Annotated in this window: 11 protein-coding genes; 7 read left to right on the top strand and 4 right to left on the bottom strand. The window is 64.2% G+C overall.

Features of this window, described 5'->3' with window-relative positions; genetic code table 11:
* Positions 1 to 64: 64 nt before the first annotated feature.
* Both tldD and V7066_RS02885 read left to right on the top strand, forming a co-directional pair.
* A complete protein-coding gene (tldD, locus tag V7066_RS02890) occupies positions 65 to 1,483 on the top strand; it encodes a metalloprotease TldD (RefSeq protein WP_334181744.1) in 1,419 nt (472 codons plus the stop codon).
* Between the two features lie 113 nt (positions 1,484 to 1,596).
* Entirely contained in the window at positions 1,597 to 2,013 is a 417-nt protein-coding gene (locus V7066_RS02885; protein WP_442947295.1) for a hypothetical protein, read from the top strand.
* A 60-nt stretch (positions 2,014 to 2,073) separates the two neighbouring features.
* Here the strand turns inward: V7066_RS02885 and V7066_RS02880 are convergent, their stop codons facing one another.
* Complete coding sequence (locus V7066_RS02880) at positions 2,074 to 2,490, bottom strand: GNAT family acetyltransferase (protein WP_334181743.1); 417 nt, start codon at positions 2,488 to 2,490, stop codon at positions 2,074 to 2,076.
* A gap of 133 nt (positions 2,491 to 2,623) precedes the next feature.
* On the opposite strand from V7066_RS02880, the gene V7066_RS02875 reads away from it, so the two are divergent.
* Positions 2,624 to 3,115, top strand: coding sequence for a methylated-DNA--[protein]-cysteine S-methyltransferase (locus V7066_RS02875; RefSeq protein ID WP_334181742.1), 492 nt, complete (start codon positions 2,624 to 2,626; stop codon positions 3,113 to 3,115).
* Positions 3,116 to 3,177: 62 nt separating this feature from the next.
* Here V7066_RS02875 and guaA read toward each other — a convergent pair whose 3' ends face one another.
* Positions 3,178 to 4,758 (bottom strand): glutamine-hydrolyzing GMP synthase, encoded by a 1,581-nt coding sequence (guaA, locus tag V7066_RS02870; protein WP_334181741.1) that lies wholly within the window; start codon positions 4,756 to 4,758, stop codon positions 3,178 to 3,180.
* A 199-nt stretch (positions 4,759 to 4,957) separates the two neighbouring features.
* Between guaA and V7066_RS02865 the strand changes: the two genes are divergently transcribed.
* The 3 genes from V7066_RS02865 (at position 4,958) to V7066_RS02855 (ending at position 8,543) form a co-directional block, all read left to right on the top strand.
* Positions 4,958 to 5,083, top strand: a complete 126-nt coding sequence (locus V7066_RS02865; protein ID WP_334181740.1) for a hypothetical protein — start codon at positions 4,958 to 4,960, stop codon at positions 5,081 to 5,083.
* 234 nt (positions 5,084 to 5,317) lie between these two features.
* Positions 5,318 to 7,855: a DNA topoisomerase (ATP-hydrolyzing) subunit B gene (gyrB, locus tag V7066_RS02860; protein WP_334181739.1), complete on the top strand. Its 2,538-nt coding sequence runs from the start codon at positions 5,318 to 5,320 to the stop codon at positions 7,853 to 7,855.
* 94 nt (positions 7,856 to 7,949) lie between these two features.
* Positions 7,950 to 8,543, top strand: coding sequence for a lysozyme (locus V7066_RS02855; RefSeq protein WP_334181738.1), 594 nt, complete (start codon positions 7,950 to 7,952; stop codon positions 8,541 to 8,543).
* A 13-nt stretch (positions 8,544 to 8,556) separates the two neighbouring features.
* Here V7066_RS02855 and V7066_RS02850 read toward each other — a convergent pair whose 3' ends face one another.
* Both V7066_RS02850 and V7066_RS02845 read right to left on the bottom strand, forming a co-directional pair.
* Positions 8,557 to 9,396, bottom strand: coding sequence for an arginyltransferase (locus V7066_RS02850; protein WP_334181737.1), 840 nt, complete (start codon positions 9,394 to 9,396; stop codon positions 8,557 to 8,559).
* Positions 9,397 to 9,795: 399 nt separating this feature from the next.
* Complete coding sequence (locus V7066_RS02845; protein ID WP_334181736.1) at positions 9,796 to 11,049, bottom strand: threonine ammonia-lyase; 1,254 nt, start codon at positions 11,047 to 11,049, stop codon at positions 9,796 to 9,798.
* 207 nt (positions 11,050 to 11,256) lie between these two features.
* Between V7066_RS02845 and V7066_RS02840 the strand changes: the two genes are divergently transcribed.
* A complete protein-coding gene (locus tag V7066_RS02840; RefSeq protein ID WP_334181735.1) occupies positions 11,257 to 12,153 on the top strand; it encodes an NAD(P)-dependent oxidoreductase in 897 nt (298 codons plus the stop codon).
* Positions 12,154 to 12,163: the final 10 nt, after the last annotated feature.

The raw sequence follows: 12,163 nt of genomic DNA, 5'->3' as shown, positions 1-12,163 counted from the left end.
GGAACATGCGCCCGGCCCCACTCCCTTTATTGCCTCCTGCCACGTGCGGCCTATATCGGGGGGCATGACCATCACCGATCCGCGCTCGCTCCTCTACCGCCAGCTTTCGCCCGAGGACGCCCAGGCGCTCGCCGCCGAGACCTTGCGCAACTGCGAGGACGGCGAACTCTACATGCAGTTCATGGCCACCGAGGCCTTCGGCTTCGATGACGGCCGCCTGAAAACCGCCGACTATTCGCGCGATGCCGGTTTCGGCCTGCGCGGCGTCACCGGTGAGATGACCGGCTTCGCCCACGCCAACGAGATTTCCCCCGCCGCCATCCGCCGCGCGGGCGAGACCCTGCAGCTGCTCGATCCCGCCGGTGCCGTGCGCGCCGCAGCGCCGCAAAAGAGCAACCGCCACCTCTACACCCACGTCTCGCCGCTCGACCTCGTGCCCTTCGAGGAGAAGGTGAAGCTGCTGGAGACGATCGACGCTGCCGCCCGCGCCCGCGACCCGCGCGTCTCGCAAGTCAGCGCCAGCCTGACCGGCCAGTGGTCGGTGATCGAGATCGTCCGGCCCGACGGTTTCATCGCCACCGACGTACGCCCGCTGGTGCGCCTCAGCGTCTCGATCGTCGCCGAAAGCAACGGCCGCCGCGAGACCGGCTCCTTCGGCATGGGCGGCCGTCACCTCTACGATTCACTGTTCGACCCGGCCAACTGGAACCGCGCGATCGATACCGCCCTGAACCAGGCGCTCGTCAATCTCGAAAGCGTGGATGCACCCGCAGGCGAAATGACCGTGCTGCTCGCACCCGGCTGGCCCGGCGTCATCCTGCACGAAGCCGTCGGCCACGGGCTTGAGGGCGATTTCAACCGCAAGGGCACATCCGCCTTCTCGGGCCGCATCGGCGAGCGCGTCGCCGCGCCCGGCGTCACCATCGTCGACGACGGTTCGATCGCCGACCGCCGCGGCTCGCTCTCGATCGACGACGAGGGCACGCCGACGCAGGAAACCGTGCTGATCGAGGACGGCATCCTCAAGGGCTACATGCAGGACCGCATGAACGCGCGCCTTATGGGCGTCCAGTCGACCGGCAACGGCCGCCGCGAGAACTATGCCCACGCCCCCCAGGTCCGCATGACCAACACCTTCATGAAAGCGGGCAACGACGATCCCGCCGAACTGCTCTCGCGCATGAAGAACGGCATCTTCGTGAAGTCGATGGGCGGCGGCCAGGTCGACATCGTCTCGGGCAAGTTCGTGTTCTCGTGCAACGAGGCCTACAAGGTCGAGAACGGCAAGCTCGGCGCCCCGATCAAGGGCGCGACGCTGATCGGCGACGGCCCCTCGGTGCTGACCCGCGTGACCGGCATCGGCAACGACCTCGAACTCGATCGCGGCGTCGGCGTCTGCGGCAAGGGCGGCCAGAGCGTGCCCGCCGGTGTCGGCCAGCCCACCCTGCTGATCGAAGGCATCACCGTCGGCGGCACGGCGTAATTCGTTTGGGTCTTTTGTCCGCCGCGACGTCAAACGACCCAAAAATTTCAGCGCAGGTTCAGACGAACCGTGGCATACCGTCGATCTAGGGTTGGGAAAGTGAGGTAAAGACCATGTTACTGAAGCATGTCGTCGGCGCCACGCTGATCGCGGCCAGCCTGCTTGCCGCGCCCACCGTGTACGCACGACAAAAACTGACCGGCGAGGAGCAACTCGCCAAGATTCTCGATGGCCGTGTAGCCGGAAAGCCGGTGAACTGCATTCCGCTCAACCAGTCCCAGAGCACGCAGATCATCGACAAGACGGCTATCGTTTATAAGGTTGGCAGCACGTACTACGTGAACCGACCGACCAATGCCGATACGCTGGATTCGGACGATATCCTGGTCACGAAGCTATATTCGAGCCAGCTCTGCCGTCTCGACACCGTCCAGCTTCGGGATCGGACGATGACGAGCATGTGGAACGGGTTCGTGGGCTTGCAGGACTTCGTGCCTTATACGAAGCCCAAAGCCACGGCCTCCAGATAGGGCTTTCGAGACAATCCCGAGAAAGCGGCCGCGGCGCAAACCACGGCCGCTTTTCCGGCATCACCGATCGTCGAGCCGTCGGCCCAGCGTGAACACGTCCTGCACTTCGTAACCGAGCGCAGCGTAGAACCCCAACGCCGCCGCATTCTCGCCCCGGACCATCAGTTGCGTCTTCGGGCACCCCAGCGCCGCCAGCCATCCTTCAGCGCGCTGCATGAGCAGCCGCGCAATCCCCCGACGGCGGCGAGCCTCCGCAATGGCAAGGTAATAGACCCAGCCGCGATGCCCGTCGAAACCGACCATGATCGTGCCTGCCGCATCGCTACCATCGCGGGCGATCAGCACCGTACTGGTCGAATTGGCCAGCGCCAGATCGAAATCCGCAACCGGGTCGTTCCACGGCCGCGTCAGTTCCGCCTCGCGCCAGAGCGCGATGACGGCCTCGCGATCCCCGGCACGCGCTTCGAAAATTTCCAATTCCGTGAACTCCTTCCCCAGCATTCATCCCGGACGCCTCTCAGAAATCAAGGAATTCCTTGCAGCGTCTGGCCTGCCGTGTACCTGCCATGACCATACCGAACACACGCGCCGAACACGCAAGGACACCCACATGGCCCTCGCCCGCAGCACGATGATTTCGCCCGTCGGCGAACTGACCCTGATCGCCAGCGATGCCGGACTCGTCGCCGTGCTCTGGGAAAACGACGATCCCGCCCGCGTGCGGCTCGGCGAAGTGCAGGACATGGCCGACCACCCGGTTCTCGCCCGCACCGCCGCGCAACTGGCCGAATACTTCGCAGGAGAACGCCGCGCGTTCGACCTCCCGCTCGACTTCCGCGGCACCGATTTCCAGAAAAGCGTCTGGGCTCAACTCCTGACGATCCCCTTCGGCGAGACCCGCAGCTACGGCGAACTCGCCCGAGCGCTCGGCAACCCCACCGCCAGCCGCGCGGTCGGTGCGGCGAACGGCCGCAACCCGATCTCGATCATCGCCCCCTGCCACCGCGTGGTCGGTGCCAGCGGCTCCCTCACCGGATTTGCAGGAGGACTGGAGACCAAAGCGTTTCTGCTGAAGCTGGAAGGCCCGAAACTCCTGCTCTGAAACGAAAAGAGCCGGTCCCCCCAAGGAAACCGGCTCTTCGCGAATTCATGATGCGGAGGAAATCACTCCCACTCGATCGTGCCCGGCGGCTTCGAGGTATAGTCGTAGACCACGCGGTTGATGCCCTTCACCTCGTTGATGATGCGGGTCGCCACGCGCGACAGGAAGGCGGCATCGAAGGGATAGATGTCGGCGGTCATGCCGTCGGTCGATGTGACCGCGCGCAGGCCGCAGACGCTGTCGTATGTGCGACCGTCGCCCATGACGCCCACGGTCTTCACCGGCAGCAGCACTGCGAAGGCCTGCCAGATCGCGTCGTAGAGGCCGGCATTGCGGATTTCCTCAAGGTAGATCGCGTCGGCCTTGCGCAGGATGTCGCAGCGTTCGCGCGTCACTTCGCCGGGGATACGGATCGCGAGACCCGGTCCGGGGAACGGATGGCGACCCACGAAGACTTCCGGCAGGCCCAGTTCGCGGCCGAGCACGCGAACTTCGTCCTTGAACAGTTCGCGCAGCGGCTCGACGAGCTTCATGTTCATGCGCTCGGGCAGGCCGCCGACGTTGTGGTGGCTCTTGATCGTCACCGAGGGACCGCCGGTGAACGAGACCGATTCGATCACGTCCGGATAGAGCGTGCCCTGCGCCAAGAACTCGGCGCCGCCGATCTTCTTCGCTTCGTCCTCGAAGACGTCGATGAAGGTCTTGCCGATGAACTTGCGCTTGGCCTCGGGGTCGGTGACGCCTTCAAGACCCTTGAGGAACAGCGTCGAGGCATCGACGTGGACCAGCGGGATATTGTAGTGGCCGCGGAACAGGCTGACGACCTGCTCGGCCTCGCCCATACGCAGGATACCGCCGTCGACGAAGACGCACGTCAGCTGGTCGCCGATCGCTTCATGGATCAGCAGGGCGGCAACCGCGGAATCAACACCGCCCGACAGGCCGCAGATCACGCGCTTGTTGCCGACTTGGGCGCGGATCTCGTCGATCTTGGTCTTGCGGAACTCGGCCATGGTCCAGTCGCCGGCAAGGCCGCAGACGTGACGGACGAAGTTCTTGAGCAGCTTTCCGCCGTCGGGCGTGTGCACGACTTCGGGGTGGAACTGCATCGCGTAGATGCGCTTCTCGTCGTTGGCGATCACTGCAAAGGGTGCGCCGGCGCTCGATGCCACCGGGCGGAAGCCGGGGGCGAGGCTGGTCACCTTGTCGCCGTGGCTCATCCACACCTGGTGGCTTTCGCCCTTGGCCCAGAGACCGTCGAACAGCGCGCAATCGTCACCGATCTCGATGAAGGCGCGGCCGAATTCACCCGAATCGCCGGACAGCACTTCACCGCCGAGCTGGTGCATCAACGACTGCTGACCGTAGCAGATGCCGAGCATCGGCAGCCCGCTCTCGAGAATCTCCGCAGGGATGCGCGGGCCGTTCTCGTCGAGCACCGAGGCAGGCGATCCGGACAGGATCACGCCGGCCGGGTTCATGCGGGCGAAGGCTTCCTTCGCGGCATTGAACGGAGCGATTTCGGAATAGACGCCGGCTTCGCGCACGCGGCGTGCGATCAGCTGCGTTACCTGACTGCCGAAATCGACAATTAGGATGGAATCGGACGTCTGCGTAGTCTGGTCAGGAGTCGGATTAGTCATGGCCGGCCACTATAGGGGGATAGTGCAGGTGTCCAGTACGATGGGCCGGATTTCGCAAGCCCTTGCGGTAACGGGCGCGGGACGTGGCGCGGAACCGGATTTGAGTTGCATTACTTGCAAGCAAGATTGTTTCTTTTGACGTTGCGAAAATTCCAATGAAGCCTATCTCGCACTTGCAGCATGAGCGACAAGAAGAGCCATGCATGCGATAAAAAGAAAACAAGATGTTTGCAGGAGCATTTCAATGACCATCGTCGAAAAGACGTTCGGTTTTGCCGCAGCGCTGGGTGTGAGCGCTCTGGCATTTGCCGTCACCCTCATCTGAGGCGCGGTAAATCCGACTAGACAGAAGGGCGGCCCGAGTGGCCGCCTTTTTTGCGTCTGGAGCAATCGGCTTTCCCGATTCCCAGTTCATCTGCGATGCGATGCGCGCAACTGGACGCGCCGAGGCAACCGACCGGCGACGACACTTCGGACAACCCGTCAGACTCTGTGGAAAAGCCCCACGCGAGACCCGGTTTTGCTTGGGTTTATGGCCGTCAAACCCTATATGCTCGGCATGGCAAGCACTGAAGGCACCGTGCCTGAAAACGGCAAGAACCAGAACAGCTACGGCGCGGATTCGATCAAGGTCCTCAAGGGCCTCGACGCGGTTCGCAAGCGTCCCGGCATGTACATCGGCGATACCGACGATGGCTCGGGCCTGCACCACATGGTCTTCGAAGTCTCCGACAACGCCATCGACGAGGCACTGGCAGGTCACTGCGACCTCGTGCTGATCGAACTCAACGCCGACGGCTCGGTCTCGGTGGAAGACAACGGACGCGGCATTCCTACCGGCATCCATGCCGAGGAAGGCGTCTCCGCCGCCGAAGTCATCATGACCCAGCTCCACGCGGGCGGCAAGTTCGAGAATACCTCGGACGACAATGCCTACAAGGTCTCGGGCGGCCTCCACGGCGTGGGCGTCTCGGTGGTCAACGCCCTGTCCGAATGGCTGGAACTCACGATCTGGCGCGAGGGCAAGGAACACTGGATGAAGTTCGCCCACGGCGATGCCGTGGCCCCGCTGGAAGTGCGCGGCGCAGCGCCGAAGGTGAGCGAGAACCCGGACGACAACGGCTTCAAGAAGGGCACCCGCGTGACCTTCCTGGCCTCGACCGAGACGTTCAAGAACGTCACCGAATTCGATTTCGACAAGCTGGAACACCGCTACCGCGAACTCGCCTTCCTCAACTCCGGCGTGCGCATCAAGCTGCGCGACAAGCGCCATGAGGAAGCCCTCGAGCACGATCTCTATTACGAAGGTGGCATCGGCGCCTTCGTGAAGTATCTCGACCGCAACAAGCAGGCGCTCATGCCCGAACCGATCGCGATCGGCGCGGACAAGGACGGCATCGGCATGGAAGTCGCGCTCGAATGGAACGATTCCTATTACGAGAACGTACTGTGCTTCACGAACAACATCCCGCAGCGTGACGGCGGCACCCACCTCGCCGCCTTCCGCGCCGCGCTGACCCGCACGCTGAACGGCTATGCCGAGCGTTCGGGCCTGCTGAAGAAGGAAAAGGTCTCGCTCTCGGGCGAGGACATGCGCGAAGGCCTGACCGCGATCGTCTCGGTCAAGCTGCCCGATCCCAAGTTCTCGTCGCAGACCAAGGACAAGCTGGTCTCCTCGGAAGTGCGCCAGCCGCTCGAAGCGCTGATGGCCGACAAGATGAGCGAATGGCTGGAGGAAAACCCCGGCCACGCCAAGACCATCATCCAGAAGGTGGTCGATGCCGCCGCCGCGCGCGAAGCCGCCAAGCGCGCCCGTGAACTCACCCGCCGCAAGGGCGCGATGGACATCGCCTCGCTGCCCGGCAAGCTGGCCGACTGCCAGGAACGCGATCCCAGCAAGTGCGAACTGTTCCTGGTCGAGGGTGACTCCGCAGGCGGCTCCGCCAAGCAGGGCCGCGACCGCAAGATCCAGGCGATCCTGCCGCTCAAGGGCAAGATTCTCAACGTCGAGCGCGCGCGGTTCGACCGCATCATTTCCTCGAAGGAAGTCGGCACGCTGATCCAGGCCATGGGCACGGGCATCCGCGACGACTTCAACCTGGAAAAGCTGCGCTACCACAAGATCGTCATCATGACCGACGCCGACGTCGACGGCGCGCACATCCGCACCCTGCTGCTGACGTTCTTCCATCGCCAGATGCCGGACATCATCCGCGCCGGACACCTCTTCATCGCCCAGCCGCCGCTCTACAAGGTCGCCAAGGGGCGCAGCGAAGTCTACCTGAAGGACAACGCCGCGCTCGACCGCTACCTGGTCGAAGCCGGTCTTGCCGGTCGCGTGCTCGAAACCACGGGCGGCGCCCGCACGGGCAGCGATCTCGAAGCGCTGGTCGAACATGCGATCCGCATGCGCAACATCATGGCCTTCGTGCCGCGCCGCTTCGATCCGGTCATCATCGAGGCGCTGGCGATCGCCGGTGCGCTCGCCGCCGACCTTTCGCCCGCCGATCGCATGGCGGCCCTGAATCGCGCGGCCGAATGGCTGGATCGCGGCGATCCGGAAGCCCGGTGGACCGCGCGCCTGACCGAAGCGGGCAATCTCGAAGTCGAGCGCCTGTGGCGCGGCGTCACCGATCACCACAAGATCGAGGCCGGTTTCGTCGCCAGCGCCGAAGCCCGCAAGCTCGCCCGCCTCGCCTCCGAGAACACGGACGTCTACTCCGGCGCCGCCCGCCTCGTGCGCGCGGGCACCGAGACGGTCGAAGTCGAAGCCCCTGAGGGCGAAGACGATACCCCGGCGACCCGTCCGGTCGCTGGCGGCGACACGATCAGCCGCCCCTCGCAGCTGCTCGACGCGGTGCTGGCCACCGGCCGCAAGGGCCTGTCGATCCAGCGCTACAAGGGTCTGGGCGAGATGAATGCCGACCAGCTCTGGGAAACCACGCTGGACCCGGAAAACCGCGCGCTGCTCCAGGTCAAGGTCGAGGATGCCGACGTCACCGACGAGATCTTCACCCGCCTGATGGGCGACGTAGTGGAGCCGCGCCGCGACTTCATCCAGGAAAACGCGCTGAACGTCGCCAACCTCGACGTCTGACCTGTTCGGAAAACGGTTTCGCGAAAAGAAACCGTTTTCCTACAACCCTGCATCCGGCTTACTTGATCGGCCTTTCTCAACCAAGGAGAGGCCGATGTTCCATCGCAAGCCGATTTTCGACGAAGTGCGCCTGCTGCTCGGGCGCGGATTCACGGCGCAGGAAGTCTCCAAGCTCGATCGGGCGATCGACGCGGCGCTGGCAACGGATCCCGTAGACGGAGGTGGTCTCTCGCTCGGGTCCGCAGGGCAGGCGCTGATCCGCAAATGGGAAGGCTGCGCCCGGCGCCGCGCCGATGGGCTTTTCGAAGCCTATCCCGATCCCGGCAGCAAGGACGGCAAGCCCTGGACGATCGGTTGGGGCTCCACCGGCGCCGACATCGGGCCGGGAACGATCTGGACCCAGGCCCAGTGCGACGCCCGCTTCGACAGCGAGATCACCCACTATGTCCGCGACGTCGCCGCCGCGATCGGCAATGCCGCGACTTCGCCGAACCAGTTCGATGCGCTCGTGTCCTTCCATTACAACACCGGCGCCATCGCCAAGGCCACGCTGACGAAACTGCACCGCCAGGGCCGCTTCACCGAGGCGGCAGCGGAGTTCGGCAAGTGGATCTACAATGACGGGAAGGTTCTGGAGGGCCTGAAGCGGCGACGCGCCGAAGAGGCTGCGCTCTATGCAGCCGGATAGTTCGGAATAAGCCTTACTGCGTGATCGAGGGAACGCCGTCCTTGCGGGCACCCTCGTTCACGTCGTCGCGGCTGCGCGGATTGGCGACCGCCGCCGAGATCAGGCGGTCCTGCTCGACAGGCGAGAAGCGCTCCCAGCCCGCACGGCCCAGCTTTTCCATCGGGCGGAAGCGGACCTTGTACTGCATGCGCGGCGCGCCTTCGACCCAGTAGCCGAGGTAGACGTAAGCAAGCTCCATCTCCGTGGCGCGGCGGATGTGGTCGAGGATGATGTAAGTGCCGAGGCCCTGGCGATCCTCGTGATGGGGATCGTAGAAGCTGTAGATCATCGACAACCCGTCGCACTGGCGATCGGTGAGGCAGGCGCCGACCAGACGGCCGGGAGTCTCGCCGTCTTCCGAAGGCTCGCGATATTCGATCACGTAGCTGGTGACCGGGGTATGCTCGACCATGTCGGCAAAATCGACTTCGTCCATCGAGGTCATGCCGCCCTCGGGATGGCGGACGGAGAGATAGCGCTGGAGCAGGTCAAACTGCTCGCTGGTGGACCAGGGACGGCAGACGGTGGCGACGAGATCGTCGTTGCGCTTCAGCAGGCGCTTCTGCGTGCTGGACGGTGCGAATTCCCCGGCGACGACGCGGACCGAAATGCAGGCGTTGCAATCCAGGCAGGAGGGACGATAGGCGACGGTCTGGCTGCGACGGAAGCCGATGCGGCCCAGCGCGTCGTTAAGCGAATCGGCGTGAGGCCCCTTGAGTTCGGTAAAGACCTTCCGCTCGCTGCGGCCCGGCAGATAGGGGCACGGCGCCGGGCTGGTCACGAAGAACCGGGGAAAACGAACAGGTGCCGTCACGGACGAAACTGACCCTCTAGACTGATGGAGGTCCGCCGCGACGCCGGCGCTTCCTCCTTGTTAGCCCTGAATATGCATAGCCCATGCGCCGGTTGAAAGCGTTTTAACCACGAAACCTGCCCCACCTGCCCCGGAATCGAGACCAATTGGGTGGCGATTCCGCCCGGTTGTCCCGGATTGGTTCTTTCTCGTGCCGAGAAGTTAGCAGATTGCGCGCGCGCAGTTAACGCCCCAACTCGATACCACCGAACTTGCCCCCTCATGCCGCCGCTCTCCCCAAAGCGCGCTTATGCACCTCCCCGCCCGATTCGCAATAAGGCCGATTCGCAATAAGGCGGCGGGAAGCTGCTGCCTCCCGCCGCCTTATTGTAGAAGAATTTTCGCGATTCGCAGGAAAGTCTACTCGGTCTCGACCTGCTTGACCTCGTAACCCTCGCGCCGCAGCGCAGCCACCAGGGCATCGAGTTGATCCTTGTCGCGCGCTTCGCACTCGATCTCGGTCACCAGTCCCTTGGCGGGCAGATGGGTGAAGATGCGCTGGTGGAAGACCTCGATGATGTTCACGTTGTGCTCGTGGAACACCTTGGCCACCTTGAACAGTGCGCCGGCGCGGTCCTGCAAACCGATCCGCAACCGGGCAAGACGGCCGGAGCGCGCCAGATCGCGCAGCAGGACGTTCGCCAGCAGGCGAGTGTCGATATTGCCGCCCGACAGCACGATGCCGACCTTCCGCCCCGCGAACAGCTCGCGATTCGCCATGACCGCCGCGAGGCCCGTGGCGCCCGCACCCTCGACCAGCGTCTTCTCGATCTGGAGCAACAGCGCGAGCGCGCTCTCGATGCCCGATTCGCTGACCAGCAGGAACTCGTCGAGCAGGTTGCGCAGCACCGAGGAGGTGAACTGGCCGGGCGAGAACACGGCGATGCCTTCCGCCAGGGTATCGCCGCCGATCGGCAGGCTGGTGCCCTTCAGCAGATTGTACATCGAGGGATAGAGCTGCGCCTCGACGCCGACGAGGCGGATGTCCGGATTGATCGCGCGCGCCGCCGTGCCCATGCCGGTGGCAAGGCCGCCGCCGCCGATCGGCAGGACCAGCGTGTCGAGATCGGGAACATCCTCCAGCATTTCCAGCGCGACGGTGCCCTGCCCCGCCGCGACGTGCGGATGGTCGAAGGGATGGATGAAGGTCAGGCCCAGTTCGGCTTCCAGCTTGCGGGCATGGGCATAGGCCTCATCGAAGCTCTCGCCCTCCAGCACGACTTTGCCGCCGACGCTTTCGGTCTGCATGACCTTCACGGTCGGCGTGGTGCGCGGCATCACGATCGTCACCGGCACGCCCAGCCGGGTGCCGTGGTACGACAGGCCCTGGGCATGATTTCCGGCCGAAGCGGCGATCACGCCGCGCGACTTGCGCTCCTCGTCGAGCAGCAACAGGGCATTGAGAGCGCCGCGCTCCTTATAGGCAGCGGTGAACTGAAGGTTCTCGAACTTGAGCCAGATATCCGCGCCGGTGATCGCGCTGAGCGTCTTGGAGTAGAGCGTCGGGGTGCGGACGATCTTGCCAATAATGCGCTCCGCCGCCGCACGAACGTCTTCGGCAGTCAGCGTAGCCTCTTCGGGCTCCGCAGCGATCTTGAGCAATGGCTGTTCCATGGGGCGCGCCTAAAGGAAAGCGTGCCGAATGGAAAGCCGCACGTTAGGAAAAATTCCCCCCATCGTTTAACGCCGTAATATTATTATTCGAATTGGCCGCTGCGAAATCGGCTCTTGCGGTCGGATCGTCCGCCGACTGCGCCGGAACGAAAAGATTTCCCTGCCCCAGGCGGTTTGCTTTCGTGCAAAAAGCGCTAGAACGCTTGCATGAACGAAAAACGCAAGGTTTCCTTCATCGGCCTGGGTGTCATGGGCGGCGCGATCGCGCGCCATATCGCGCTGGCCGGTCACGAACTCACCATCTTCAATCGCTCGCCGGAGCGGGCGCACAAGTGGTCGCAGGACAACCCCGGCCTTGCGCATCGCATCGCCGCGAACCCGGCCCATGCGGCCCAGGACGCGGATGTCGTCATCACTTGCGTGGGCAACGACGACGACCTGTCGGAAGTCGTGCTCGGCCCGAACGGCGTTTTCCGCATGCTCAAGAAGGGCGGCGTCTTCATCGACCACACGACGGTTTCGGCGCGCATCGCCCGCCAGATTTCGGTCGAGGCGCGGGACTTGCGCATCCACTGCGTCGATGCGCCGATGACCGGGTCGCAGATCGGCGCCGAGAAGGGCACGCTCACCCTCATGTGCGGCGGCCGTGACGAGGCGATCGAAGCCGCGCACCCGGTGATGGAGGCCTATTCCAGCCGCATCGTCCATGTCGGCAAGGCGGGTTCGGGCCAGATCGCCAAGATGGCCAACCAGATCTGCATCGCCGGCAATGTCGCCGCGCTGGCAGAAGCCGTGCGCTTCGCCCAGGCTTCCCACCTCGACATGGACAAGGTCTATGAGGCGATCTCCGGCGGCGCCGCCCAGTCCTGGCAGATGGACAACCGCTGGCAGACGATGAACGATGACCAGTTCGACTTCGGCTTCGCGATCGACTGGATGCGCAAGGACCTCGGCCTCAGCCTCGATGAAGGGCGCGGACTTGGCGTCTCGCTGCCGGTCGCCGCGCTGATCGACCAGTTCTTCGCGGACATTCAGGCACAGGGCGGCGGCCGCCTCGACACCAGCGCGATCATCAAGCGTCTCCCGAAAAAGGGTATCAAGTGAATTCCACGAA

Origin of the sequence: Novosphingobium sp., assembly GCF_036820275.1 — a bacterium.
Classification (GTDB): Bacteria; Pseudomonadota; Alphaproteobacteria; order Sphingomonadales; family Sphingomonadaceae; genus Novosphingobium.
This window is presented reverse-complemented; position numbering and strand designations above follow the sequence as displayed.